Genomic DNA, 24,422 nt, shown 5'->3' with positions numbered 1-24,422 from the left:
GAAAACTCCATGAATTTACGCTGAAAGCCTAAACAAAATCAGGTTTTCAAATGAGGAAAATGCCCCCTGTTCGTAGGGGGCATCCATCCGCTGCTTGTTAGCGCACGCGCTGGTGATCTTCGACCGGTACTGGTGCCGGCGCTTTTTCTTCTGCTTTCAACTCAACATCAACGATATGTACGTTTACTTCTACTACTGAAAGGCCTGTCATGCTCTCAATCGCATTGCGTACACTATCTTGAATATTTCGAGCGACTTCCGGGATGCGATGTCCGTATTTGACAATGATGGATACATCCACCGCTGCTTCACGGGAGCCAACCTCTACACGCACACCACGCGCTATATTTTTACGGCCTAAACGTTCAGCTATTTCTCCTACGAAACCGCCGCTCATCTGTGCCACACCTTCTACTTCGGATGCAGCCATGCCGGCGATCACTTCCAACACTTCAGGAGCGATCTGGACCTTACCAAGTTCTGTTCTATCTAAATCTGGAGTAAACTCTTCCATGCTTCGCACCTCCCTCTAATTTGTATTTCATTATACCAAGCACACCGTATTTTTACAAATCAGCCCTACTTACTCTTCATCCAGGTTCAAGTCGTAGGTTTCCAAGAATTTCGTATCGAAATTCCCGCTGACAAACACTTCGTGCTCCATTACCTTCAAATGGAATGGAATCGTTGTTGTAATACCCTCTACCACAAATTCGCTCAAGGCACGTTTCATGCGCTCAATCGCTTCGTTACGATCCTTGCCCCACACAATCAGTTTGGCGATCATAGAGTCGTAGTATGGCGGAATGGAATATCCCGCATACGCCGCACTGTCAACGCGCACACCAAAGCCACCTGGCGCCAAATATTCCGTGATACGACCTGGTGAAGGCATGAAGTTTTTCGCAGGATTCTCAGCATTAATGCGGCATTCAATTGACCAGCCATCCATTTGAATATCCTCTTGTGTAAAGGACAATGGTTGACCTGCCGCTACGGTCAGCTGCTCCTTGATCAGGTCAAAGCCAGTCACCAGCTCGGTTACAGGATGCTCTACCTGAATGCGCGTATTCATTTCCATGAAGTAGAACTGTCCGTGTTTGTCCAGCAAAAACTCGACAGTGCCCGCTCCGTGATAGGAAACGGCTTTTGCCGCCGCAACGGCAGCGTCACCCATTTGCCTACGAAGCTCTTCACTCAAAGCTGGAGATGGTGCTTCCTCGATCAGCTTTTGGTGACGACGTTGGATGGAGCAGTCGCGTTCACCCAAGTATACGGCATTGCCATGCTTGTCAGCCATGATTTGAATTTCCACATGTCGTGGGCCTTCCACGAACTTCTCTAAGTAAACCCCTGGATTGCCAAAAGCCGTTTTCGCCTCGTTTTGCGCTTGACGGATCGCCTTTTCCAAATCTTCGTCGTTAACGGCTACGCGCATTCCGCGTCCGCCGCCACCCGCCGTCGCTTTGACCATGACAGGATAGCCGATTTCATTTGCTGTGACAACAGCGCCAGCCACATCTTCGATCAGCCCTTCCGTACCTGGTACAGTAGGTACACCTGCATCTTTCATCGTATCCTTGGCTGTAGACTTGTCCCCCATCTTCACAATCGCTTCCGGGTCTGGACCGATAAAGGTAATGTTACAAGCGGTACAAATCTCGGCAAAGTCGGCGTTTTCCGCCAAGAAGCCATAACCAGGATGGATGGCGTCTGCCCCTACCTTGGTCGCTACACTCATGATGTTTGCTATATTCAAATAGCTTTCCTTAGATGCCTTTGGACCAATACAGTAAGCTTCGTCGGCCAACTTCACATGAAGCGCTTCTCGATCCGCTTCGGAGTAGACGGCGACCGTACGAATGCCCAACTCGCGGCATGCCCGGATAATACGCACGGCAATCTCCCCGCGATTGGCAATCAATACTTTTTGAAACATTCCGCTCTCCCCCACCTTATTCTGGCTTCACCAAAAACAATGCTTGGCCATACTCAACCAATTGGCCGTCTTCTACGAGCACCTTCACGATCTCGCCGCTTACTTCTGCTTCGATTTCGTTAAAAAGTTTCATGGCTTCCACGATGCAAACAACTTTGCTCGCAGTCACTTTATCACCAGCTTGTACGTAAGCCGGCTTGTCTGGTTCTGGTGCGCTGTAGAAAGTTCCTACCATTGGAGATACAATTTTGTGGAGATTTGCTTCATCCGATGCTTGTACAGCTGCTGCTTTCGGAGCTTCTGCTACGATTGGCGCTGCCGCGACAACTGGCTGAGCCGGGATATGTGCTACTGGTGCTGCGATAGGAGCTTGAACCGCTGGTTGCGTTACGACAATCGTTTCCGTACCATTGGATTTTTTCAGAGACACCTTGGCACCTTCTGTTTCCAAGTTAAATTCTTGAATGGATGATTGATCAATTAACTTAATAATTTCGCGGATTTCATGCATTTTCATTACGAACAAGCACTCCTTCTTTTCTTTCAATAGAGGTTCGTGGAGTCCATTATGTATCCTTTTGGCAAACCATAAATCCATGGTAGCCTGTTGCCTATACCACGTCAAGAAAGGATTTCCCCGCTTCTTTTCCAACAGAAGCGAGAAAATCCTTACCATCATGCCCGTTTCTCTTATCCCTTATAACGAGAAAGTAGCACAGCTTTTATTAGGATGACTTGTATTGTACGTTAATGTTTGTCGCTGGGATATTTAAGTGCTGCTTCACATTTGCAATGATTTCCACGACCTCATTTGCGCTTAATTTATCTTTTTGTACAATGACTGTCGCCTTGTCATTTTGGACGGTAACTACCGCATCCTGATAGCCGCTCGCTTTGAGCATTTCTTCTGCAGTCATTGTAGCACTTTCCGTGTTGGACAGTTCTTCAAACTTAGCCATCGCTTCTGCTACTGCCTGCGGAGAGGACTCCGTGCTGTTTACGATCGCGAGCTGCTCGTCTTTTTGTTGCTGCAGCATAGCTTCGCGTTTCATTTTGTAGCCTTGGAAGATTTCACTCGCTGTTTCTGCAACGGGGACAACCGTGTTCGTTGCGGCTGGTTTCGCTTCTGGTGCAGCAGGAGTTTTGGCTTCTTGGGTACCACTTTTACCCTCTACCGGCGTTGTTTTTGGAGCTTGATCGACAGGAGTTGCTTGTGGGGCGTGATCTACTTGCTTGGATTCAACAACCACACCGGAAATTTGCTCCTGTTTCTGGACGGCTTGCTCTTGTCCTGATGTTGGGACCTGGTCTTGCGGCCCCTTCACCAAGTAATATCCGGAGAGCACAACCATGACAGCAAGCATTGTCAACAACCATACCGTTTGCTTTCGCAGAATCATTCGTCATTACCTCCTACCCTTTTTTGGGCAAAATGGATATTTTATAAGCGGGAACATCCAAAACCTTTTGTACGGCTTCAGTGATCCACGCTTTAACCTGGATGTTATCGGCCCCTTTAGCCACTACCAGGACCCCGCGGATTTGCGGCTTCAGCGTCTTCACGATGACGGGTGCATCTTGCTTACCACCTTGGATGATGACTACCTGCTCATCTCGTGACTGGTCATTTTGATTGCGGGTTGCCTTTTCTTTGTCCATTTCCTGATTGGTTGAGGAACGAATATTGCGGTTTTTTTCCACAACCAGCTCTGGTGTTGATTCCAGATTGACCATGACCTCCACTTCGCCTACGCCGACAACAGAAGCGAGGATATCGCGAAGCTGCGTCTCGTAAATGTTTTCATATTCTGCGATGACATCCGTAGTCGGTGATCCCCCCAGCACCTGGGAGGTTGTATCGCCACCGGAGGGACCGGGTGCCTCACTCCCTATATCTCCAAATCCGAGTGGCTGATCTTTTTCCACTCTGAGGAAATCCGTCAAAATCATGATGGCTACGCCAATTCCCAATATGACGATGAAATAATGCATCGGCTTTAGTTTTTGGTTTTTGCCTTTGCTCCCTACTACGATTTTCTTCTCTTCCTGCATCGCCTCGCCTTGTTGCTTCACGAACAGCCTTTTCAGCTTTTCCCATAATTGGTTCATTGTTTTCACCTCACTTCACTGACTGTATCCGCTACTGCTTTTCTCTTTCTTTCGATTCGTCCGTGATGACAACCTGACTCTTCGAAAGCCCCCACTCTTTCGCTACATCGTTTGTGATTTGCGCATAAAGTGGATTATCATGATAGGCTGTTGCTGCAATATCTGATTGAGGATCAGGTTGTATTTGAATCGGTTCGCCAATCGTAATCTCAACAGGCTGGACAGGTTTAATCGGTTCAATCGTGCTCTGCCCTTTTTGCTCTTCCTTGTTCGTGTCAGCAACTACCAGCTCAATTCGCTCAAGGGTTGGCTGTTCCGGATTTTGCTGATTGACGGTAATCGTGACATCTTCGACAGTGACGCCGTACTGCTCTTTGACACTGGCTTTTACCGAGGACGCTACCTGTGTCTGGACGTAGGCGGTCATCTGTTGATTTTGTTGACCGAGTAGCTTGTCAGTGATACGCTTCCACTCTGCCGAAGCAGGCTTGTTCAGCTCTTGTTGGTAGCGATCCAGACGAAAGGCCAAATCTTCCTGCGAGAGGCTGAACAGACTGAACACGGGAGAAATGATCGTCAGCAAGAGAATCAAGCCCATCACCATTTTTACGTAGCGTTGCAGTGTCGTATTGGGCAGGATCAGATCGAGGAAGGCAGCCAAAAGGACGAGCAGGATAATTTTTTTCAACCACAGTGTTAACCACGTCATCTCATCACCTACCGAACCATCATCGAGATGTTGCCCGCCGCAATAATGATCGTAATCGCCAAAAAGAACATCAGGCCTACCGTCGCCAAAGCAGCGAAGACGAACAAAAGACTTTTCCCAATCGTACCTAACGCACTGATGATTGGGCTGTTTCCAAGCGGTTGGAGTACGGCAGATGACAGATTGTAGATCAGAGCCAGTACCAGTATCTTCAATGCCGGAAACGCGCATAGCATGATCAGGATCAAAACGCCTGCCAAGCCAACAGCATTTTTGACCAGGAGCGAGGCATTGAGTACAGTATCTGCCGCATCGGAGAACACACGACCTACTATCGGGATGAAATTGCCCGTGATGTATTTTGCTGTTCGAAGTGTGACCCCGTCAGCAACTGCTGAAGTCGCTCCCTGTATGGAAATGATGGCGAGAAAAATCGTCAGAAATGAGCCAAGGACACCCATTGCAATATTGCGAAGCAAGGTCGCTAATTGCGTTACTTTGTACCTCTCTGAAAACAGGCTGACGATAGATAACATGGCAGAGAGAAACAGCAGCGGAAACACGACGTACGAGATCATCATCCCGCTGGTGTTGATCATGAAAATAATCAGCGGGTGAAACATAGTGGCTGATGCCAAATTCCCTACCGAAGCAAGCAGCGCGATGACGAGCGGAATCATGGCCAGCATGAAATCTGACATGTTCGCGATTGCGTCTTTGGCATAAGTAATGGCGACATGAAAGCTATTGATCGCAAGTACCATCAAGACGAGATAAGCAATCGAGTACGCCACTGTCGACACCGCATTGCGTTCAAAGGCGTTCTGCATCGTTTCGAGAATCATCGCGAAGACCGTAATGATAATGATGGAACTGAGCAGCTTGCCATTCATCAAAATCTCATGAAAGATGAACTTGCCCATTCCTTGCAGGACTCCTGAAACACTGAAGTCACCTTGCTGCATGAGGATTTGGATAAAGCCTTGCGATTTCAAGTCGGGCAAATACCCTTTATAGTCGCGCTGTAACTGTTTCCAGTATTGCTCGACTCGGTCTAGTTGCAAGTGATCGACCTGTTGTTGCACGATTTGATTGATCGGACCGGCCGCGGGTGTCACAGCAGCAGACACGGCAACTGGAAACAAGGCAAGGAGCAGGAACAAGAACAGGATCAGCTTGCAAGTGTGTGCCATGGACATCCCACCTCCCTTATGCCGGCAACAAGTCGATCACTGTTTCGATAATGATTTGGATGATCGGTACAGCCATAACTAGGATGAGAACTTTTCCAGCGAGCTCGATTTTCGAAGCAATCGCACCTTGTCCAGCATCTCGGGTCATCTGTGCACCGAATTCAGCGATGTAGGCAATTCCAATGATTTTTAGAATCGTTTCCAGAAACACAAGGTTCAAATCTGCTTGAACCGCCAATCTTTCCAAAATCCGAATGACATCTGCTATTTTTCCGACGAGAAAGTAAAAGATGATGACTCCGCTCGCGATCGCCAGCAAAAAGGCGAACATCGGCTTCTGTTCCTTAATGACTAGCGCGAGAATCGTAGCCACCAGTCCTAGTCCGACTATTTGTACAATCTCCATCTGGAGCCCCTCCTCAGTTGAACAGGAAGACGCGTTTTACCTCGGAGAACAAGTCACCGATGTAATGGGACACCATGTACAGGACAATGATGAATCCAACCAGAGTTGCCCAATGCGCAATATCTTCCTTGCCCGCCTGCTTCAGGATTGTATGCAGGATGGCTGTTATGAACCCTACTGCTCCTATCTGGAATACAGGTGTCAAATCAAAATCCACTGTGAACACCTCGCCTTTAGAACATCAGGATGACGACCAAGAGTCCACCTAAGAAGCCCAAACTCTTGTACATTTTTTCGTACTTTTCCTGTTCTGCACGAGCTTCCTCTTCCAGCCCTCGCAGGTGGGTGACAGCTAGGCGCAAATGCTTTTGCTGGTCTTCCCGATCGGATGATCCGAGTACCTGACCTAGACTCTCAAGCACCTCTCGCTCTTGTCTTCGCAAAGCGGTTTGTGTCCAGAGTCTGTTCATTGCTTGTTGCAAGGCTTCCTCAGCCGAATGCGCCTTTTCTGTTTGCAGGAATTCAGCGGCTAGAAGAAATACTTTCCCTACCTCTTCGGAGACACGATGACCAACCTTCACAAACGCCCGCTGTAGTGGGGTCATCCCGAACACAATTTCCGTTTCGAGCATTTGCAGAGCAACGAGCAGAGCCCGAAGCTGAACGGGACGATTCGCGTAATACTTGCCGATCTGCCAACCAACCATCGACGCCGAAAACAGGATGAGTACGGCTCCCATCAGCTTGACCATGCAGCCTTCTCCCTTTCAACCAGGTTCATGCTTTGATCGTAGATGGCCTGGATCGTTCCGACACCTTTTGCGCGGCTGAGTACGATATAGCGTGAAAAGGCTCCGTATCGAATCAGCTTGCCCAGCATGGGGCGTTCGGCTACTTCCTTGACGCTTGCTCCATGCGCCGAGCAAATGACGGCTACACCTGCATGAATCGCTTCCCAGACAGCATCGCCATCTTCTGCTCTTCCCACCTCGTCCACAATCAGAACATCAGGAGACATGGAACGAATCAGCATCATCATCCCCGCAGCCTTTGGGCAAGCATCCAGGACATCCGTCCGCGGACCAACATCTCGTTGAGGGACTCCTTGCAAGCATCCCGCCAATTCAGAACGCTCGTCCACAATTCCTACCTTGCGACTTGAAGACCACTCGCTCCCGTAGCTGATGGTTCGCGCCATATCACGCAGCAAGGTCGTCTTCCCACACTGGGGTGGGGAGATGAGCAGCGTGTTCAGCAATTTGCCATCTTCAAACAAATACGGCATGACCTTCTTGGCCGCACCTTTTTTCTCGCGGGCAATCCGGATGTTGAAGCTCGTCACATCTCTGATTCCTTTCACTTCACCCTTGTCCAGCACCACTTTCCCCGCAATGCCAATGCGATGACCGCCAACCACTGTGATGTAGCCCCTTTTCAACTCTTCTTCCAAGGCATAGAGAGAATGCTGGCTGACCTGGTTTAAGAGCTTTGCAGCCTCTTCTGCTGAAAACAGCCATCCTTGAGCGGGTATGGAGGTGATTTGCCCCGTTGGTGTCACGTAGCTAGATTGTTGGCCAAACCGGACTTCTAGCGGCTGGCTTTGCCGAAGCCGAATCTCTTCCAGATTCTCTCTTACCGCGATAGGAAGGGCCGTCAAAATCGTGCGTAAAGTTGCTGGCAATATTGCCAAGATTTCATTCATCAGGTACCCTCCTTTTGCAGCATTCTGCCTTTGTCCACTCTGACTTACCTCCATCCTATGCAGAGGTGGACGGGATTTATGCAAAAAAAATAGCTTGCTCTCGTGCTAGAAACGCGAGTGCAAGCTTTTCCTATCAGGATCATCGATTATTCGTCTTCTTGTTATCCACCGGCTCTATTATATAGTGTCTGAAACCTTCCTCATCTTTGCCCTCGTGCAGATAGATTTCTTTCTGGCAGCTAGGGCATGCGAACTCGTAGGTCGTATCGAGATGGGGATCGACTTGTCCTTCATATCGTTGCGCGTCTTCATCATCATCCAAATCGTAGAATGTCGCGTACTCGTCGTCATCATCCTCACAATCGATAACGGTTTCATACAAGTCATCCTCATCTTCAAAAAGGTAGAGCTCAATATCCTCTAAGTCTTCATCCAAGGCCTCCACATAGTCCTCGGCCTCTTCCACTCGCGCGTGAAGCTCTCGTAGCTGACCTTCTACTTCATTTAGAACCTCAATCATCTCTACCATCATTTTTCCTTCGGGGCTCTTCTCACCCACTTCCAACCCATCTGCCAACCCTTGCAAGTATGCGATTCGATTCGCCAATGATTCTGGCATCCACATTCCCTCCCATCCAATCTCTCCCACATATCGTTCCCCATCATGACTGCATTTACCAATGGAAGGAAATGGATAACTACTTGCGGACACCAATCAAGATGCAGGAGATCCCCACCAGAATCCAAGCAATTTTGGCAAAGCTAACCCGATCCGACATCCCTAGTAAACCAATTGTCGTGGTGGTGATCAAAATGATTGGCCCGACGATCGCAAGACCTGAATTAATGAGTAATGCTTTTTCGACCTGGTTCACTTTTAAAATGAGCAAAGCTGCAATGATCTCGATACTGCCTGAGAAGACCCTAAGTGCCGCCATACCCATAATTGCTTTTTCCAACATACCGTCTCGTCCTCCCCTCTTTTCACTCTATGCCTGTACCACATCATTTCAGCACTTTTTGCACCACCTCTATAGGCGTTTGCCCTCACTCCTCCCCTCTGCTGGGCATACACTGAACCATACGCCTAGAAGAAATGAGGAACTTGCCGATGCTAGAGTGTGATCAATCGTTTTTGCCTGACAGCTGGGCAAACCCGTCCGGGCAAATCCGAGAGAAGCCCCGGGCGAAGGGCTTAACCATGGTCATTGACAAAGGCCTTGGACTTACCGCTTATTCCGACCTGTTAGCGCTGGCTGCTCCGTATATCGATCTATACAAACTTGGTTTTGGCACCATCGCTCTGTACCCACTCGAAATACTCAACCAAAAATTGACCCTCGCAAAGCAAAATGGCGTACACATCATGCCTGGTGGAACTTTTTTTGAAATTGCCATTCGGCACAATACGATTGCAGATTATATGAAGCTGATTCGCTCTCTCGGTTTTACTGCGGTAGAAATCTCCGATGGAACGTTCCCCTTATCCTTCGCACACCGTCAGGAAGCCATCAATTACGCGTTAGACAATGATCTGGTGGTCTACACAGAGGTCGGAAAAAAAACGGCCGAGTATCGCGCATGTCGAGATGAATTGCTGGAGACTCTTAGCTTCGACCTGCACAATGGTGCCAGTCACGTTATTGTGGAAGCAAGAGAGAGTGGTACTGTCGGCGTATGCGACGGAGACGGCAAGATTGACGATTCCTTCGTTCGAGACATAGTATCGGCAGCAAAAGAAAAAGCCTCCCGACTGATCTGGGAAGCACCACAAAAAGATCAACAGGTCTGCTTCATCAAAGCCATTGGCAACGACGTTAATCTCGGAAATATTGCCTCTACAGATGTATTCTCTGTGGAAACACTCCGGCGAGGATTGCGCGGCGATACAGCCCTTCTCATGGAGAGAGGAAGGTGTTATCCGTGCGAATAGAAGTGGTGCCAACCGTGGAAGAAATTCGTTTTGAACAGATCAGTAATCATGTTGTCATCGTCATTGATGTGCTCCGTGCCTCCAGTACGATTGTCACCGCATTAGGCAATGGATTTCGTAGCGTAATCCCGGTCGAAACAATTGGGCAAGCGAACTCGCTGCGCGCCAACGACTGTATTTTGGCTGGCGAACGTCACTGCAAAAAAATCCCTGAATTCGACTGCAACAACTCACCCACCGAAATCGCAGCTCTTGGGAAAACGGAGAGCCAGCTTATTCTCACCACGACGAACGGGACTCGCGCGATCCAAAAAGCAGAACGCGCCTCTGCTCTTTTGATTGGCTGTTTCTTGAATGCCACTGCATGCATTCGGCACGCTCTTTCGTTTCATCTCGATATTACTCTGTACTGTGCAGGTACCCGGTCGGAATTCGCTCTAGAAGACGGTCTGGCCGCCGGCTTGATGATTGTCCAGGCACAACAATCGTTACCGAGCATCCAAATTTGTGATCTAAGTGAAGTTCTAAAAGCGAGCTACCTGTACTACGCGGGAAAACTGAGTGAGCTGTTACCCCACACCACAACAGGAAAAAGGCTCATCCAGCATCATCTCGCAAGCGACATACGGTACTGCGCTCAAGTGGATCAATATCAAATTGTTCCCTATATCAAGGAGAAACGCATACTCCCACACCTTGTCTCATAATGTGAAAGGAGAACAGGGACAGGGGTTTTGATGCCAATGATGTCTGGAGAAGTGATGCTCGTCATCCTGATCGTTATCGGTCTTATTGGGCGCTCACCGATTATTGCCACTGCCGCGAGTATATTGTTGGTGTTGAAACTAACGGCACTGGAGCGTTTTTTCCCAACGGTAGAACGACGTGGTTTGGAGCTCGGCCTGCTCTTTTTGACCATTTCCGTGCTGGTTCCATTCGCCAGTGAAAAAATATCGTGGAAAGACGTCACCCCCCTCTTCACTACGGTCGTCGGCTTAACCGCACTGGCTGGTGGTGCCATTGCCACCTGGATGAATGGAAAAGGACTCGATTTGCTGCGCTCTGAGCCACATATGATTGTCGGTCTGGTGATTGGCTCGATCATTGGCATTGTGTTTTTTCGGGGCATTCCCGTCGGACCTTTGATGGCTGCTGGTATTACAGCGTTTGTGTTGAAGCTGTGGGAATGGTTTGGAAGCAGATAAAGAACGAAATCCCCCTCTTTTACATGCAAGAGGGGGATTTGTCTATGTTGTTTTAGCGTTTGGCATTATTGGACATCTCAAATGGAACTTCCCAGTTGAGGTCTTGATATTGGCGTTGTTGAATAGCGTGAGATAGCTTTAACTCTTTTGGCTGTTTTTCAAGGTCGCGGATGAAGAATGTCCCTGTAACATGCACTCTTCCATCCTTGCCTCTTGTATATGTTGTTCCTTTAGGAGATACATTGTATGTTTGTTTGGACTCATCCTGTGCCGACCATTCAGTCGTGTAGACGATCCCTTCTGGCAGTATTGCCGAGAACGAAATCAGTGCACCTTTTCCAAAATAAGTCTCATTCCCGATTTCTTCATCTCCCTCCGTCGTTTTTAAGGTAAAGCCGGTTAAGGTATAGGTACTGTCACTGTTGGTCATGGCCACCTTATCCTTTAACAAGGTATGCACCGGGATGGTTGCCTGAAATTTCGATGGCTCATACAGGTACAGGGAGTGCATTCTTAATTTGTACGTTTGATCCTTTGCTAGTGGAGTCATCCCATTCCATTTCGTAACTCCTTTACCGTCATCATGCACTTTTCCGCGATACGAGTGCTTTACGTTGTTCTTTCGAATTTGGTTAAGTTCTTCCTGTATGGCATCGTCCCATCCTGCTACCACATTCCCTTTTTCATCGAATATTTGGAACGCTACTCCCATATCGATAAAATACCTCTCCATCCTCTCCGCTTCTGTGAATGTACCTTGTTTTGGCTCTTTTACAATCCAGCCGTTTTGCTCTTTCCATTTTTGGATTTGTTCTTCTCTTTCTTTTGTCCAGACTGTTTCCAACTCTAGCAAACTTGTACTCGGAACCGTCATTATGTTTTGTAATATGATTTTTATCCCTTGCGGTGTCGTGTACTTTTGTCCAATCTCTGTATGGTTTGCCACTTCCCTCGTCTTTTTCATATCAATTGGAAACTCAACTTTCCAACTTCCTTCTTTCCCACCCAGTATCGTTGCTTCGACACCGACGATTATCTCATCCGGCAATTTCTTGCTATCTTTCAGGAATCGGAAAATATCATGGCTGACGACAAGATACTCTCCTTCTTCTCCGTAGGTATAGCCCCCTCCTCCAGGATTCAGGTCTTCACCTGACTTGGTTTTGTAAGTAAGGGACAATCCGTCTTTTTCCGCATCAAACGGGATACGCTTGCCATTTTGATCCACGATATTTGCAATGATCGCCATCCGCACTGGATCCGCAACCACTTCTTTTACAACCAGTGTAATTCCTTGATCTGTCGCGCTTTTATTGATTTCTTGGGCATACCCCTTTTCAGCAGCCTGCTTCATTCCTTGATCGATACCTTGAATCGACTGTATGACACTGTTTACATAGCTCGCAAAAGTCGGAGACACCATGGACCCAAACGTAATGATTGCCGTGACACTCGCTACAGCTAACGCAGTTTTCTTCAAAATGTTTACGCTCCTCTTTTTCCAATCTGGTTTTGGCTTTGGCAATTTTACTTGCTTTAACGCTGTCATCACCTGGACAGTAAAATCTGTGGGCAACGCGCTTGGAACTTGCAGGCTCGGGAACTCCTCGCTGCTATCCTCTTCCTCCATCATCAGCCTCTGACAGAGCAGGCACTCTTCGACATGTCGTTCCAGCAGTCTAGCTTCACTTGCAGATAGCTCACCAGTCAAATACTTGCGCAACTCTTCAGTTTTGGAGCAATTCATAGATAGCAGCACCTCCTGACATTTCTTGCGCGATACTAGCCCGGAGCTTTTTCTTGGCGTGATGGATACGCATTTGTACAGTTGTGATCGGAACATGCAAAATCTCGCTAATCTCTTTGTAGCTCATCTGTTCCAAGTATTTCAGCAAAAACACAACGCGGTATTCTTCACCCAACGCCATGATTTGCTGCTGCAAGGTATCTTGCTTTTCTTTTTCCAGATAAGCTTTTTCGGGTGTATCGGATTCAATCAGCCTTGTCTCTTCCAAAGATGTTTTGGCGTAGTGCTTGTTCTTGCGCCACGCGTCTATACACAAGTTGGACGCAATCCGATACAGCCAGGCCAAAAATGCATCTGTCGGCTTATACTTATCCATTTGACAGTACGCTTTGATGAATGCTTCTTGTGTCAAGTCTTGGGCATCCTGCTGCTGTCCCGTCATTCGATAAAGATAGCTGTATAAACGATCTTTGTACTTGTCGACCAGGTGCGCGTAGGCATCCCGATTCCCTGTTTGTACCTGTTGTATGAGCAACCAATCATCCTGCAAAGGAAATCCTCCCATTTCAAAAAAGTTCGCTGCGCAGCGTTCGTTTTGGCAGGTTCATATGAATTAACGGATCATTTTGTATTTTCTTTCCATAAATGATTACATTTTTAAAAAAGTTTGAGTCAGCATAGTGGAGGAGAAGAAAAAGCACAGGTCTCTTCGACTCTGACACGCCAGCAGGGGTGATTCACTGGTCGTCTCCACTTCAAAAAGAGTACCGTCGAGCCAAAGCCACCCTACGGGCGGAAGGTTCTCGAGGAAGAAGTGTTCGACAAACGTGGTCCCCTTTTTGAAGTTCCGACTGGGTAGGCGATGTCAAGGTCTACGAGCCCTGCGCTTTTTCTTCTCACCAGCATTCCTGGGAGATTAATACCTTCCAAATTTTTTACTTTCCAACAGCATAAAAAAACCGCCCTTGATAAAGGCGGTCGAATGGCGACTTTCACTTCCACGAATGGTAGATAGTTTCCGCATACTTGGTAATGGCTTCATCGTAATCCGGATAAGGATATCCAAGGCTGTCTGCCACCGCTTTGGCGTATTTTCGAAATAGCTCATAGCAAGTGAATAATGATTCCCACATGTCAGCGTAGCCATTTTCTCGATAAGTGGATAGTAACGCTTCCCAATCTTCTTTTGGAAGAAAGTGATCAACAAATTTGTAGTTTTTCCCTACACTAAAGGTAAAACCTCTCTCACATCCGATTTGCCATGCCATCATTCGGAGCAAATTTGGTCGGGCAATTTCGTTTAGATGGTCAATCGCAAACAGGATTTCTTTTCTCGCCAGACCTTTGACAACGTAAGTAGATACCATCCAAAACTCGTTGCAACAGTCATCAAACTCTCTAGCAGTTGGTTTTTTGATCCAATATTGACGATCGGAAGCGAGCACCTCTTGTTTGATAAGCGCATCTTTATCAAGCAAAACCTCAACTAGGCCGTCGCTATCTGCAAAATATTGCTCTGTCTCGTCTATCGGAATCAACGTCAGATCTACTTTATTTCCATCCTCAAATAACATGAGATAGGAAAACCAATTCCCTAATTCGGACGGAAAAAGCTCCATATCCTCCGGCTTCTGCATCATGATCCGATCCCCAAAAATATCGAGCCATTGATCATTTTCCTTGAAAGAATCCATCTCTGTCACAAAATACGAAATATCATAATCCTGGAATGGATCAGCGGGTATATTTTTGTTCGTGCGTGACCCTTCCAAGGTTACCAAGCGGATTCGATCATCCTTCCTGGCGAAATCGATCAGCATGCTGATCATTTCTTGTTCCGTTCTCAATGCAGTACCCCTCCACCCTACTATTTCTCCGTACCACTTAATTTAGTGTAATTGCATAATTTTTACAATAGCGCATCAATATGAGAAATCAAATAAAAAAAGCTGCACCCAAATGGGCACAGCTTTTCTTGCAATCCGTACTTTTACGCGCGGGAAACGTATGCTTCCGTACGAGTATCGATGATCAGACGCTCTCCTTCTTCTACGAAGAGAGGAACGTTTACTACGAAGCCAGTTTCCAAGGTTGCTTTCTTTGTTACGTTAGAAGCCGTGTCACCTTTTACACCTGGCTCACATTCTGATACAACCAGTTCAACTGTATTCGGCAATTGAATGCCGATTGTTTCTCCGTTGTACTGCATGATTTGCACGTTCATGTTTTCCTTGAGGAAACGCAGTTCACGCTCGATTTGTTTTTGAGTGAACGTCATTTGCTCGTATGTTTCAGTATTCATGAAAGTGTATTCATCACCACTAGCATACAGGTACTGCATCGTGCTGGATTCAATCCGGGCAGGGTTTACTTTTTCGCCGCCGCGGAAGGTCATTTCTGTCGTGTTGCCGCTACGCAGATTGCGCAGTTTGGAGCGAACGAATGCCGCACCTTTACCTGGTTTTACGTGTTGGAATTCTAGCACGGTAAAAATATTGCCATCCACTTCGATTGTCAAACCGGTACGAAAATCGTTTACAGAGATCATGGTAGTCCTCCCAAATCAATCAATAACAGAATAAGTATAAATTACACAGGCAAAATGAGCAACTCTTTCGTGGACTTGTTCAGGTTCTCGTGACCATCAGCTGTAATCCACACATCGTCTTCGATGCGCACGCCACCAAGACCTGTTACATAAATGCCTGGCTCCATCGTGACGAGCATACCTGGCTCCAATACGAAGGTACTTACAGTCGACAACCCCGGCAGTTCGTGAACTTCCAGTCCGAGACCGTGACCTGCGCTATGTCCATAGGCATCGCCATAGCCTGCTGCTGTGATGATGTCTCTCGTTGCTGCGTCAGCATCCTTTGCGGATACACCTGGCTTCAATGCTTCTAAACCTGCCAACTGCGCACGCAAAACGATTTCGTAGATTTCTCGCATTTTCGGGTCTGGCTCTCCCACGGACAACGTACGTGTGATGTCGGAATTGTAGCCCTGATAAGCAGCACCAAAGTCAAGCGTAACCATTTCCCCTGCTTGAATCACTTTCTCGGACGCACGTCCATGTGGCAAAGCGCCGCGCACACCCGACGCTACGATCATATCAAAGGCAGAGCCCGTCGCTCCTTGTTTGCGCATGAAGTATTCCAATTCCAAAGCAACATCGGATTCACGCACACCTGGCTTGATGTAGCCTTGAATATGCGTAAACGCTGCTTCTGCAATACGAACCGCTTCACGAATAATGACCATCTCGGATTCGTCTTTAAACATGCGGATTTTTTCAAGCAAACCACTTGTTGGTACCAGCTCTACTCCGTCAAATCCTTTATTCCATTCCTGATAGCTGCTAAAGGACACGCTGCTTTCGAATGCTAAGCGCTTGATCCCTTTTTCTTGCAAGAGCTTTGCGATGGCTTCAACAGCTTTTCGCTCGTTATTTACTACCGTATAATCAGGTGCTTGTTCTTGCGCTTGTTCCACATAGCGGAAGTCAGTGACGAGAAACGCCTCTGTTTCGGTGACAATCACCCATCCCGTTGATCCGGTGAAACCACTCAGGTAGAAACGGTTCTCTGTTTTTTCGGTAATAAACGCCTCTGCTCCAACTTGTGTAAGTGCTTCGCGCAATTTTTGCAGACGTTGTTTCATGGCAGCCTTTTCCCCTTTTCGAAAGCTCTTATTTTTTTTCGATTTTCCGGACGAGCGCTCTTAGTGCCCATTCATATCCATCGATTCCCAACCCGACAACTTGTCCAATCGCAATAGGAGCGATGACCGAGTGATGGCGAAATGTTTCTCGTGCATGAATATTGGAAATATGTACTTCAATCGTTGGCAGAGCCACACTGGCCAATGCGTCTCGGATCGCATAGCTGTAATGTGTAAAAGCCCCTGGATTGATCAAGATGCCGTCATGGACGCCTCTTGCCTGATGAATCGCGTCGATGAGGACACCTTCGTGATTCGATTGGAGATGCTCAAGCTTTCCGCCCAACTCATCCATGACACCCGTCAGGATAGTCACCACATCTTCCAGCGTTTCTCTTCCGTAAACATCCGGCTCCCTTGTCCCTAATAAGTTCAGGTTGGGACCGTTCAGTAACAAAACGGAAGTCATCGACCATTCCTCCCTCATCATCTACATTCTTCGGAAAAAGTTTTTTTACTAATGAAACATTTTACCACAAGCCGTCCTGGTTCCATAGTGGGCATTCATCTATGCAACATTTTAAACATTGCTACATCCATTTTGACAAGGAGCGGAGAAATCCTCCTACCTTGTGGATTCATTCCAAGCATGATTCTCATCTGACTGCTCGAGCATGATTGTCATCCCGATGAACAAACCAAACGTCAGATACCAAGCGCCTTCCGTACTCAAAGTGGCTACCTCCCAATTTCCGATATGAAAGAAGAAGCCCGCTATCACTAACATGACTGCCCCGTAGACGAGTCCTAACCACCACGCACGGATCCGACTAAATAGCAAGCTGAACACAAATGAAGCAACGACTGTTTCAACGAACAACACGCTGGCACCGAGGCATATGCTCGCAAACATATTTTCATCCTCAATACGGATAAAGGGACGTGCAAACGCTCCGACTCCGTACGGGGTCATGTTCAAAAAGTGAGCCATCATACGAATGAGCCCCCAAATAATCGTTCCCCAGAATGCGACCTCCAGAATCTTCGAAGTGGAGATTCTTTTACTCCCTTGACTACTTTCCTCCATATGGGATACGCGCGCTTCCCTGTGCTTCCGACCTGATTTACTTACTTCCATTTCCATCACCTCTGTTCTGTAGTATGCTCTTCCTCTAAGCTTTTCACTTTTGCTTTACATTTGTTGGAAAAGTGCGAACTCCTTGTAGCTTCAAGTCGCCATTTCCGTTAATATAGTGGTAAGGATGGTGATTGTATTGGCGCAACAAAACGTACCTAGCTACGGCGGTCAGGCCGTCATCGAAGGTGTTATGTTCGGTGGCAAAACCATGACTGTTACAGCTGTTCGCAAAAAAAATCATGAAATTGAGTATTTTGAATCCCCAAGGACGGAATATAAATGGATTACTACGCTGAAAAAGATTCCGTTATTGCGTGGGATCGTTGGTTTGGTCGAAGCCAGCGCCAATGGGGCCAAACATCTCAACTTCGCCTCTGAACAATACAGTATGGAGTCAGGAGAAGAAGTTTCTGAAAGTCCATCGAAGCTCACCATGATTTTAGGTGTTGCTGTCGTCGGGGTACTTTCCTTCCTGTTCGGCAAATTCGTGTTTACACTCGTTCCCGTTTTTCTGGCCGACTTTTTACTCGGTAAATGGGTACCAGATGGCGTTCCTCAAACGTTGGCTGAAGGCGGATTTAAAATCTTGCTCCTCCTCGGTTACATTACAGCCATTGCACAAGCTCCGTTGATTAAAAGGCTTTTTCAATACCACGGGGCCGAGCATAAAGTGATTAACGCATTCGAATCCGGGGTAGAATTAACAGTAGCCAATGTACAAAAATTTTCCGCCCTGCATTACCGTTGCGGGAGCAGCTTTCTCATTTTCTCGGTGCTGGTCGGTGTTGTGATTTACTCGTTATTCAGTTATGACTCCCTGACGGAGAGGGTCGTACAACGCATCGTTCTTTTGCCACTGGTCATCGGCGTATCCTATGAGGTTTTACAGTGGACAAACAAGCTCCGTGATGTACCAGTCCTACGTTACCTTGGTTATCCAGGATTGTGGCTGCAAAAGATCACAACTCGCGAACCAGATGACAGCCAAGTCGAGGTAGCCATTGCTTCGTTCCAGAAGATGCGGGAGCTTGATCAGAAGCACGTGCAGGAAAGAATGGTTACGACCGGATAACGTGAGGCATTTTTATTCCCATAGAGGTGAGGCCCTATGTTACGCCGCATTCCACCAGTGATAATGATCGTGATGGTATTGGCGATTTACGGATTTTTGATGACACTCATCAATGATCCTGTCAGTACGATTACCATTCTGGGATTATCCGTTGTACTTTTCTTGGTCGTGCGCAACTATTTACAAACTGGCTCCTTCTTTTCACAAGGCGCAGGCAAACCTAGACAACCAAAGGTCAAGGTGAAACCAAAGCCCTCCATTGCCAGGCAAGCTGTGAAGAAGCAGTCGACTACCCCGAGAAAAGATCATCCGTTTCGTGTGATTGAAGGCAGCAAAGGAAAGCAAAAAGAGAAACCAGACGAAAAATCACAAAATAATATCTCCCACTAAAAACAAGAACAGGTTGCCTGAATCGGCGACCTGTTTTTGTTTTTAAACCAGCATTTTCGGAGAGCTATTGCGAAACACTTTAACGTAATCTTCAAAATCCCATTGTGCCAAAAATTTGTGAGCCGCTGCTTCCCCTGAATCAAACAATTGTTGCCGCATTTCATTTGACAGTTGAAATTGGGTAGTCCTCACCCCTAATGTATGAATGAAAATCGTCCGTACGGCTTTTGCCTTTTCCACATACAGGCGGTCATGGGCATCGAGCATGGTCGCCAGCAATCCCCGGGAGAAGGAAAAAAGACCTTTAATGCTGGTCGCTTCTCTCTTGTCTTGGTCATCACTCAGGCGAAAACCAATCGTTGGCCACCGCGGAGTCCCCGGTACATCAAATAACCACACGGGATAGTTACTCAATAATGCGCCATCGACGATGTAGTGGACATGTCCAGCACTTGTCAGCTTTGCAGGTTGAAAAAAGAACGGAATAGACGAAGACATGCGAACTGCTCGTGCCACTGGAAATTGATCTGGTTCTACATCATACCGTGCCAAATCTTCGGGAAAAACAAGCATTTTTCCGTCAGTGACATCGGATGCGACAATCCTCAACTTCCCGGGAGGAAGATCTCCGAATGTTCGAACTCCTTTTCGCCGTAGCAACTCGTCTATGAACAACTCGATTCGATCTGCTCGATAAATTCCTTCCCGCACGACTAGTTCATAGAGTGGTCCGATGAGAGGGATCCTGCCCAGCCCTGAGCGCTTGAGAAAGTGAAGGTAATCGAGCTCTTCAAAGATCGGTTTCAATTCATGGCTGGAATAGCCTGCGCCGAGCAAAGCTGCCACAATGGAGCCAGCCGAGGTACCAGCGAGTCTTTCCCATGTGTATCCATTCTCCTCCATGACTCGTAAGGCACCTATAAAAGCGATTCCTTTTACGCCACCACCTTCAAAGACTGCATCCGCTTTCACCTTGTTTCCCCTCCCTAAAATTCCTCCCTATTTTCCATGTATAAGACGACAGCTTTTCCATTACCACAAAGAAAAACGCAAGCCTGGTCGGCTTGCGCTATAATACGATAACGATATAGACTATTCCTCTTTTTGCTCATCTAACAAACGAATGTTACGAAGCTCTTCTATACGCTTTGGATCTGCCTCGAAGTACTGAACCAGATACTCCAGGCATGTAATCGATTCCCAGCTCAGATGGTGCTCGATTCCTTCCACATCCTTATAAATATGCTCTTCATCCAAGCCAATGATCCGCATAAATTCTTCCAGAAGACTGTGACGATCCACTAGGCGTTTTCCGATTTTCTTCCCTTTTGGCGTCAAGACAAGTCCACGGTATTTTTCGTAGACCAGATACTTGTCTTTGTCAAGCTTCTGAACCATTTTCGTGACCGAAGAGGGATGTACTTCCAACGCTTCAGCAATATCGGAGACACGAGCATAGCCCTTTTCTTCAATTAAGTTGTAAATGCGTTCCAAATAGTCTTCCATACTCGGCGTCGGCGGCATTGTGAACCCCTCATTTCCAAACCGTTATTTCATCTAGCCAAAAAAGGCACGTAGAAATATGATACCGTGTAATGAGAAGCATTTGCAAGAGAAAAGTACCTATCGCAGCTGTTTTTCTGGTGTTGGGTTCATCATTTGGACATATTGCACGAGTTGTTCACCCAATTGCTCCATACGCGCCTGCAAGCGCTCATCCTTCAGCTTGCCTTCTGGTGTAAAGGCATTGTAAGCACTTGGGATGGAAGGGCTAGATGGCAACGGCCATGCGTGCAGGTTGCGCATGATTAACTGCAAGGTGTTGACCGTGTTCGTAGCACCCATGCTTCCCCCAGCTACGCCAATAATGGCAACCTGCTTGTCACGCAAAATACGCCCTTCCAGAAAGTCAATGGCATTTTTCAAAGCACCTGTCATTGTGCCATGGTATTCAGGCGAACCGATCACTAGCCCATCTGCTTCAGAAACCGTTTTGACAAATCGATGGACAATTTCAGGATACGTACTGGTATCGTCACGATCATCATATAGCGGCAGCTTCCAGTCCGCGAGATGAATCATTTCAACATCGGCACCTGCAGCCTTCGCTGCTTCGAGTACAATATGAATCGCTTGTTTTGTCGTAGAATTGGCATTCATGCTTCCTGCTATTCCTACAATTTTCATGGTTTCACCCCATCGATAATCTAAATACTGGTATGATCATCATTATATTCCATTAAGTATAATTTGTAAACATTTATGTTTATTTAATATCGTCTGTTCTGAACAGACCTGTTCGTCTCATACACTTGTACCAAGTTGCAAGTGAGGATGATGCCTATGGACAAAGTCGCTTGGCATATCGCCGTGCTTTTTGCAGGGTCTGCGTTAGGTGGATTCTACTTGGGTGGATATGAGTGGTTACGCTTTTTTACTTATTTCGGTTCCTGGGGGACAATAGGCATTGCACTTGCGGCTCTTGGCCTCGGATGGTTCGGCGTCCAGCTGTTGACCTTTTGCCATCGCAAGCAAATTCGCTCCCTGTACGAGCTGTACTACGTATTGTGTAGCGAAGCGTTCGCTTCTAGCCTATCTGTAATCACCCACATTCTGCTATTGGGCTATACAGGAGTCATGCTTGGCCAACAGGCAGATTTTCTCTTGGAGGAGTTGTCTCCTCTATGGTTCATCCTTCTGTCCGTTATAGCCATCTTCTTTATCATAAATCGTTGGAGATGGATTGTCACTGCAACAGCACTGTCTCTGTTAATCGGTTTATTATTATTCGGATTGATTTTCAGCGCACAATCCCATGTGCCAGTACCGAGCCTGGGTTATCAAATGAATGTGAACTGGCTGATTCACTCTGTATTTTTCCTTGCCTTGCATTTTCTCATCAGCTTGGCTACGACTCTGCCACTGGCTGTGCGTGCATCCCATGAGCGAACTGTGCGGATGGGGGTAATCATCGGAACTGGAATCTTCCTTTTGTTCACGATGTTAGGTCAAGCCATCCTTCTTGCCCATTGGCATGATGCCCACGCCTCTGTGCTGCCCATCAAGCAAATTTTGGTTCAACTGATGACGGGAGGCGATTGGCTCCTTGCTATCCTCTCACTTGTGCACGGCGGAGTCATTCTCGCAGCACTACTCTACTCGTTGACACGTCCCATTGCGACACGTCAACATCTGCAAATGCTGCCGTTGATCATCGTCATGTTGCTTACCGTCCTTCTATTCTCTCTGCTCCCAATCGTTGTTCCGTGGAGTATTTCTCTGATCGCCAGTGCAGCTACCTATTGCGGCATGTTTTTAATGGGCTGGTACGTTTGGAAGTGTCAGAATTGACCTGATTGTTTACTCGTAGCTCCTGTGGTCAAGACAGAGTCTTGGCCACTTTTTTTCGCATTATAGGAGCCAATTCAATATTCCGATCACGACCAAGAGTACAAGGATAAACACCAAAATATTCAACGGACTCATCGTCACGTAGGCCTCCTCTATCCATGCTTGCTCTCCCCCATTTTACCACAAATAAAAACGTCCCTCGAAGGAGACGTTTACTGCAAAGCCTCACTCTCCGCTCTCAGCTGTCCCCCACTTGGAGAACCGATCGGATAAGCTGGTGTTGTTCGTTCCGTAATTTTGTGAATCGCTGAAAGGACCGCCTTTGTTGCCGTTGCGATTTGTTCCGAATCAATTTGCGCCAAGGAGTCTTCTGTTGCTTGTCCCGATCCTGCATTCGTCACAAGTGCCGTTGGAATACCTGCTGCGGCCAAAAAGCCTGCTGCACCGTTTCGTTCTCGCGTCCTTTCCTTGTCGGAAGGAGACACTCCCGCTTCTCTCAGGAGTTGGATCGGCAGATTTTCGTTGCCCAGCGAAGTGGTTGCAACCACCTCTGCCTTTTGACTGCCAACTCCATCGACATAAAAGGCTGCAATCATGGCTTGTCGGTCTTTGGCTGATAAGGAATTCGCATAAGCTATCGGACCTCTGCTTCCCGAAGTAACCGCACCGAAACTTACGAACCTCACTTCCGTATCGATCGGCTTGTCAGCCATATTACGCGCTATTTCAAGTAAGGCCGCTACACCGGAGCCATTGTGATTAGCCCCAACCGATAACCCAGCGGAATCATGGTGAGCGGATACCATGACGACCTGCCCGGTGTCGTTTTGATTGGGCTTTTGGCTCGCCACAATATTATACGAGGTTTGTTTGCTGGTTATGGCTCCTTCTACCTTTACAATTCCCTTGACAGGCAGCTTGTCCATGATGCGTTTTTGGAGCTTTGTGCCATCAGCCTTGGACAAAGCTATTACAGGAACAGCGATATCCAAGGGTTCGCCCAATGAAGCATTCCATCCTTCCTCTCGATCATTCCAGATGATAAGAGCAACGGCTCCAGCAGCCGCCGCTTGGCGTACTTTTTCTCCGAACGGAATCTCCCCTCGCTTGACCAAAGCAATCTTCCCCCGGGATGCATCATTCGCAAAATCAACCGCTCTTCCCAATCCTGCATTCACCACTTCTGCTGTCGCGGTTCCATTTATCCCAAAAGCAAATCCGCTCACTGTCCATTTTTGACCCGGCCATTCCTCCATGGTCAGTGATAGAGTAGTAGGCTTTCGATACGTATAATAAGAAAAGGGATCGAGCTTGGTCGTGTACCCGTAAGATCGAAGGGTATTTTCCACATAGACAGCTGCTGCAAATTCCGTTTCCGTAGCAGGTGGACGGGCTGTTCTCGCCAGTTGCTCGACATGGCTGTACAAGCGTTCACTATCGATCCAATCTTGATTTTCCTCTGCATAAGCATGATGTGAAAGGAAAGGTAACGGCAAAATCGTTCCACAGACAAGCAAGGCACATAGCGCATAATGACGGACAGATCGCATGGCATTCTCCCTTTCCTTCGCTCTATGCATTTATTATGGGCGGTTATGACAAACAGCGTCTAGTCAGAATAGTTAGTCAAATAACATCATCCTGCGCCACCGCCGGACAGCTTTCGTTTTCCTTCTCCCAAAACGTCGATTTTTCGAGTGACTCGCCTCCATATGATTTCTTAATAGAAAGGTGCTGTTCTCCGTAAAATTATTGATAAAGAAAAGGCGACTTTCAAATTGACCTATGTCCTTCCCTTTTGCTAAGGTGGAATCAACAAAAAAACCGTTTAAAAGAAACGGATTGGAATTTATTGAGGGGGAAGTACC

At 47.3% G+C, this 24,422-nt stretch carries 30 protein-coding genes; 6 read left to right on the top strand and 24 right to left on the bottom strand.

Going from position 1 to position 24,422, the window contains the following annotated elements; genetic code table 11:
- Positions 1-97: 97 nt before the first annotated feature.
- From ACFYU8_RS00880 to ACFYU8_RS00820, 13 genes are all read right to left on the bottom strand, one after another.
- Positions 98-514, bottom strand: a complete 417-nt coding sequence (locus tag ACFYU8_RS00880) for an Asp23/Gls24 family envelope stress response protein (RefSeq protein WP_390296689.1) — start codon at positions 512-514, stop codon at positions 98-100.
- Between the two features lie 69 nt (positions 515-583).
- Positions 584-1,939 carry an acetyl-CoA carboxylase biotin carboxylase subunit gene (accC, locus tag ACFYU8_RS00875; protein WP_390296691.1) on the bottom strand — a complete coding sequence of 452 codons (1,356 nt, stop codon included), beginning with the start codon at positions 1,937-1,939 and terminating at the stop codon, positions 584-586.
- 16 nt (positions 1,940-1,955) lie between these two features.
- Positions 1,956-2,456, bottom strand: coding sequence for an acetyl-CoA carboxylase biotin carboxyl carrier protein (gene accB / locus ACFYU8_RS00870; protein ID WP_390296693.1), 501 nt, complete (start codon positions 2,454-2,456; stop codon positions 1,956-1,958).
- Positions 2,457-2,664: 208 nt separating this feature from the next.
- Complete coding sequence (locus tag ACFYU8_RS00865; RefSeq protein ID WP_390296695.1) at positions 2,665-3,339, bottom strand: SpoIIIAH-like family protein; 675 nt, start codon at positions 3,337-3,339, stop codon at positions 2,665-2,667.
- 13 nt (positions 3,340-3,352) lie between these two features.
- Positions 3,353-4,048: a stage III sporulation protein AG gene (spoIIIAG, locus tag ACFYU8_RS00860; RefSeq protein ID WP_390296697.1), complete on the bottom strand. Its 696-nt coding sequence runs from the start codon at positions 4,046-4,048 to the stop codon at positions 3,353-3,355.
- A 31-nt stretch (positions 4,049-4,079) separates the two neighbouring features.
- The gene (gene spoIIIAF, locus ACFYU8_RS00855; protein WP_390296699.1) at positions 4,080-4,757 is read right to left on the bottom strand and encodes a stage III sporulation protein AF; all 678 of its coding nucleotides are present in this window, start codon (positions 4,755-4,757) and stop codon (positions 4,080-4,082) included.
- Positions 4,758-4,765: 8 nt separating this feature from the next.
- Positions 4,766-5,950, bottom strand: coding sequence for a stage III sporulation protein AE (gene spoIIIAE, locus ACFYU8_RS00850; RefSeq protein WP_390296701.1), 1,185 nt, complete (start codon positions 5,948-5,950; stop codon positions 4,766-4,768).
- A 16-nt stretch (positions 5,951-5,966) separates the two neighbouring features.
- On the bottom strand, positions 5,967-6,356 hold the full coding sequence (gene spoIIIAD / locus ACFYU8_RS00845; protein ID WP_016739903.1) for a stage III sporulation protein AD: 390 nt from the start codon (positions 6,354-6,356) through the stop codon (positions 5,967-5,969).
- A gap of 13 nt (positions 6,357-6,369) precedes the next feature.
- The gene (gene spoIIIAC, locus ACFYU8_RS00840) at positions 6,370-6,573 is read right to left on the bottom strand and encodes a stage III sporulation protein AC (RefSeq protein ID WP_390296704.1); all 204 of its coding nucleotides are present in this window, start codon (positions 6,571-6,573) and stop codon (positions 6,370-6,372) included.
- A gap of 16 nt (positions 6,574-6,589) precedes the next feature.
- A complete protein-coding gene (spoIIIAB, locus tag ACFYU8_RS00835; protein ID WP_012686020.1) occupies positions 6,590-7,108 on the bottom strand; it encodes a stage III sporulation protein SpoIIIAB in 519 nt (172 codons plus the stop codon).
- On the bottom strand, positions 7,096-8,058 hold the full coding sequence (gene spoIIIAA / locus ACFYU8_RS00830; protein WP_390296706.1) for a stage III sporulation protein AA: 963 nt from the start codon (positions 8,056-8,058) through the stop codon (positions 7,096-7,098). Before spoIIIAA ends, spoIIIAB begins: the two co-directional genes overlap by 13 nt.
- Before the next feature lie 139 nt (positions 8,059-8,197).
- Positions 8,198-8,677 (bottom strand): CD1247 N-terminal domain-containing protein, encoded by a 480-nt coding sequence (locus ACFYU8_RS00825; RefSeq protein WP_390296708.1) that lies wholly within the window; start codon positions 8,675-8,677, stop codon positions 8,198-8,200.
- A 79-nt stretch (positions 8,678-8,756) separates the two neighbouring features.
- Positions 8,757-9,020 carry a YqhV family protein gene (locus tag ACFYU8_RS00820; RefSeq protein ID WP_007725730.1) on the bottom strand — a complete coding sequence of 88 codons (264 nt, stop codon included), beginning with the start codon at positions 9,018-9,020 and terminating at the stop codon, positions 8,757-8,759.
- Positions 9,021-9,169: 149 nt separating this feature from the next.
- On the opposite strand from ACFYU8_RS00820, the gene comA reads away from it, so the two are divergent.
- Genes comA through ACFYU8_RS00805 form a run of 3 tightly spaced genes read left to right on the top strand, consistent with a single transcriptional unit; the run spans position 9,170 to position 11,196 of the window.
- Positions 9,170-9,991, top strand: coding sequence for a phosphosulfolactate synthase (comA, locus tag ACFYU8_RS00815; RefSeq protein ID WP_390296710.1), 822 nt, complete (start codon positions 9,170-9,172; stop codon positions 9,989-9,991).
- Positions 9,982-10,698 carry a 2-phosphosulfolactate phosphatase gene (locus tag ACFYU8_RS00810; RefSeq protein WP_390296713.1) on the top strand — a complete coding sequence of 239 codons (717 nt, stop codon included), beginning with the start codon at positions 9,982-9,984 and terminating at the stop codon, positions 10,696-10,698. The genes comA and ACFYU8_RS00810 overlap by 10 nt, the downstream gene beginning before the upstream one ends.
- Positions 10,699-10,734: 36 nt before the next feature.
- Positions 10,735-11,196 (top strand): DUF441 domain-containing protein, encoded by a 462-nt coding sequence (locus ACFYU8_RS00805; RefSeq protein WP_012686015.1) that lies wholly within the window; start codon positions 10,735-10,737, stop codon positions 11,194-11,196.
- A gap of 52 nt (positions 11,197-11,248) precedes the next feature.
- Here ACFYU8_RS00805 and ACFYU8_RS00800 read toward each other — a convergent pair whose 3' ends face one another.
- The 7 genes from ACFYU8_RS00800 to ACFYU8_RS00770 form a co-directional block, all read right to left on the bottom strand.
- Complete coding sequence (locus ACFYU8_RS00800; protein ID WP_390296716.1) at positions 11,249-12,943, bottom strand: DUF4179 domain-containing protein; 1,695 nt, start codon at positions 12,941-12,943, stop codon at positions 11,249-11,251.
- Entirely contained in the window at positions 12,924-13,493 is a 570-nt protein-coding gene (locus ACFYU8_RS00795) for an RNA polymerase sigma factor (protein WP_390296719.1), read from the bottom strand. Before ACFYU8_RS00795 ends, ACFYU8_RS00800 begins: the two co-directional genes overlap by 20 nt.
- 442 nt (positions 13,494-13,935) lie before the next feature.
- On the bottom strand, positions 13,936-14,790 hold the full coding sequence (gene ant(6) / locus ACFYU8_RS00790; RefSeq protein ID WP_390296722.1) for an aminoglycoside 6-adenylyltransferase: 855 nt from the start codon (positions 14,788-14,790) through the stop codon (positions 13,936-13,938).
- A 143-nt stretch (positions 14,791-14,933) separates the two neighbouring features.
- Positions 14,934-15,491 carry an elongation factor P gene (efp, locus tag ACFYU8_RS00785; RefSeq protein WP_390296725.1) on the bottom strand — a complete coding sequence of 186 codons (558 nt, stop codon included), beginning with the start codon at positions 15,489-15,491 and terminating at the stop codon, positions 14,934-14,936.
- A gap of 41 nt (positions 15,492-15,532) precedes the next feature.
- Positions 15,533-16,603 (bottom strand): M24 family metallopeptidase, encoded by a 1,071-nt coding sequence (locus tag ACFYU8_RS00780; protein ID WP_390296728.1) that lies wholly within the window; start codon positions 16,601-16,603, stop codon positions 15,533-15,535.
- Between the two features lie 28 nt (positions 16,604-16,631).
- A complete protein-coding gene (gene aroQ / locus ACFYU8_RS00775) occupies positions 16,632-17,072 on the bottom strand; it encodes a type II 3-dehydroquinate dehydratase (RefSeq protein WP_390296731.1) in 441 nt (146 codons plus the stop codon).
- Between the two features lie 156 nt (positions 17,073-17,228).
- Positions 17,229-17,741, bottom strand: coding sequence for a YqhR family membrane protein (locus tag ACFYU8_RS00770; protein WP_390296734.1), 513 nt, complete (start codon positions 17,739-17,741; stop codon positions 17,229-17,231).
- 124 nt (positions 17,742-17,865) lie between these two features.
- Here ACFYU8_RS00770 and ACFYU8_RS00765 point away from each other — a divergent pair, with 124 nt between their 5' ends.
- Together ACFYU8_RS00765 and ACFYU8_RS00760 are read left to right on the top strand one after the other, a co-directional pair.
- Entirely contained in the window at positions 17,866-18,813 is a 948-nt protein-coding gene (locus tag ACFYU8_RS00765) for a DUF1385 domain-containing protein (RefSeq protein WP_390296737.1), read from the top strand.
- A gap of 36 nt (positions 18,814-18,849) precedes the next feature.
- Positions 18,850-19,203, top strand: a complete 354-nt coding sequence (locus ACFYU8_RS00760; RefSeq protein WP_390296740.1) for a hypothetical protein — start codon at positions 18,850-18,852, stop codon at positions 19,201-19,203.
- A 42-nt stretch (positions 19,204-19,245) separates the two neighbouring features.
- On the opposite strand, the gene ACFYU8_RS00755 is transcribed toward ACFYU8_RS00760, so the two are convergent.
- The 3 genes from ACFYU8_RS00755 to ACFYU8_RS00745 all read right to left on the bottom strand — a co-directional run bounded on the left by ACFYU8_RS00755 (position 19,246) and on the right by ACFYU8_RS00745 (position 21,390).
- Positions 19,246-20,175 (bottom strand): patatin-like phospholipase family protein, encoded by a 930-nt coding sequence (locus ACFYU8_RS00755; protein WP_390296743.1) that lies wholly within the window; start codon positions 20,173-20,175, stop codon positions 19,246-19,248.
- A gap of 120 nt (positions 20,176-20,295) precedes the next feature.
- A complete protein-coding gene (mntR, locus tag ACFYU8_RS00750; protein WP_106837664.1) occupies positions 20,296-20,727 on the bottom strand; it encodes a transcriptional regulator MntR in 432 nt (143 codons plus the stop codon).
- 99 nt (positions 20,728-20,826) lie between these two features.
- Positions 20,827-21,390, bottom strand: a complete 564-nt coding sequence (locus ACFYU8_RS00745; protein ID WP_390296746.1) for an NADPH-dependent FMN reductase — start codon at positions 21,388-21,390, stop codon at positions 20,827-20,829.
- A 156-nt stretch (positions 21,391-21,546) separates the two neighbouring features.
- On the opposite strand from ACFYU8_RS00745, the gene ACFYU8_RS00740 reads away from it, so the two are divergent.
- Positions 21,547-22,554, top strand: a complete 1,008-nt coding sequence (locus ACFYU8_RS00740) for a hypothetical protein (RefSeq protein ID WP_390296749.1) — start codon at positions 21,547-21,549, stop codon at positions 22,552-22,554.
- Between the two features lie 212 nt (positions 22,555-22,766).
- Here ACFYU8_RS00740 and ACFYU8_RS00735 read toward each other — a convergent pair whose 3' ends face one another.
- Entirely contained in the window at positions 22,767-24,104 is a 1,338-nt protein-coding gene (locus tag ACFYU8_RS00735; protein WP_390296752.1) for a M28 family peptidase, read from the bottom strand.
- Positions 24,105-24,422: the final 318 nt, after the last annotated feature.

Origin of the sequence: Brevibacillus sp. NPDC003359, from assembly GCF_042878995.1 — a bacterium.
GTDB lineage: Bacteria > Bacillota > Bacilli > Brevibacillales > Brevibacillaceae > Brevibacillus.
The sequence above is the reverse complement of the archived record's forward strand: the minus strand, read 5'-3'. Positions and strand labels throughout refer to the sequence as shown.

Coding starts and splice junctions, on each gene's coding strand:
- ACFYU8_RS00800 (WP_390296716.1), bottom strand. CDS start 12,943: ATGAATTGCTCCAAAACTGAAGAGTTGCGCAAGTATTTGACTGGTGAG.
- ACFYU8_RS00760 (WP_390296740.1), top strand. CDS start 18,850: ATGTTACGCCGCATTCCACCAGTGATAATGATCGTGATGGTATTGGCG.
- ACFYU8_RS00780 (WP_390296728.1), bottom strand. CDS start 16,603: ATGAAACAACGTCTGCAAAAATTGCGCGAAGCACTTACACAAGTTGGA.
- ACFYU8_RS00805 (WP_012686015.1), top strand. CDS start 10,735: ATGATGTCTGGAGAAGTGATGCTCGTCATCCTGATCGTTATCGGTCTT.
- ACFYU8_RS00865 (WP_390296695.1), bottom strand. CDS start 3,339: ATGATTCTGCGAAAGCAAACGGTATGGTTGTTGACAATGCTTGCTGTC.
- spoIIIAE (WP_390296701.1), bottom strand. CDS start 5,950: ATGGCACACACTTGCAAGCTGATCCTGTTCTTGTTCCTGCTCCTTGCC.
- ACFYU8_RS00825 (WP_390296708.1), bottom strand. CDS start 8,677: ATGCCAGAATCATTGGCGAATCGAATCGCATACTTGCAAGGGTTGGCA.
- spoIIIAB (WP_012686020.1), bottom strand. CDS start 7,108: ATGGTCAAGCTGATGGGAGCCGTACTCATCCTGTTTTCGGCGTCGATG.
- ACFYU8_RS00880 (WP_390296689.1), bottom strand. CDS start 514: ATGGAAGAGTTTACTCCAGATTTAGATAGAACAGAACTTGGTAAGGTC.
- efp (WP_390296725.1), bottom strand. CDS start 15,491: ATGATCTCTGTAAACGATTTTCGTACCGGTTTGACAATCGAAGTGGAT.
- ACFYU8_RS00770 (WP_390296734.1), bottom strand. CDS start 17,741: ATGGAAGTAAGTAAATCAGGTCGGAAGCACAGGGAAGCGCGCGTATCC.
- comA (WP_390296710.1), top strand. CDS start 9,170: ATGCTAGAGTGTGATCAATCGTTTTTGCCTGACAGCTGGGCAAACCCG.
- ACFYU8_RS00745 (WP_390296746.1), bottom strand. CDS start 21,390: ATGAAAATTGTAGGAATAGCAGGAAGCATGAATGCCAATTCTACGACA.
- aroQ (WP_390296731.1), bottom strand. CDS start 17,072: ATGACTTCCGTTTTGTTACTGAACGGTCCCAACCTGAACTTATTAGGG.
- spoIIIAG (WP_390296697.1), bottom strand. CDS start 4,048: ATGAACCAATTATGGGAAAAGCTGAAAAGGCTGTTCGTGAAGCAACAA.
- spoIIIAD (WP_016739903.1), bottom strand. CDS start 6,356: ATGGAGATTGTACAAATAGTCGGACTAGGACTGGTGGCTACGATTCTC.
- mntR (WP_106837664.1), bottom strand. CDS start 20,727: ATGCCGCCGACGCCGAGTATGGAAGACTATTTGGAACGCATTTACAAC.
- ACFYU8_RS00735 (WP_390296752.1), bottom strand. CDS start 24,104: ATGCGATCTGTCCGTCATTATGCGCTATGTGCCTTGCTTGTCTGTGGA.
- ACFYU8_RS00740 (WP_390296749.1), top strand. CDS start 21,547: ATGGACAAAGTCGCTTGGCATATCGCCGTGCTTTTTGCAGGGTCTGCG.
- ACFYU8_RS00820 (WP_007725730.1), bottom strand. CDS start 9,020: ATGTTGGAAAAAGCAATTATGGGTATGGCGGCACTTAGGGTCTTCTCA.
- spoIIIAA (WP_390296706.1), bottom strand. CDS start 8,058: ATGAATGAAATCTTGGCAATATTGCCAGCAACTTTACGCACGATTTTG.
- ACFYU8_RS00765 (WP_390296737.1), top strand. CDS start 17,866: ATGGTGATTGTATTGGCGCAACAAAACGTACCTAGCTACGGCGGTCAG.
- accB (WP_390296693.1), bottom strand. CDS start 2,456: ATGAAAATGCATGAAATCCGCGAAATTATTAAGTTAATTGATCAATCA.
- spoIIIAF (WP_390296699.1), bottom strand. CDS start 4,757: ATGACGTGGTTAACACTGTGGTTGAAAAAAATTATCCTGCTCGTCCTT.
- accC (WP_390296691.1), bottom strand. CDS start 1,939: ATGTTTCAAAAAGTATTGATTGCCAATCGCGGGGAGATTGCCGTGCGT.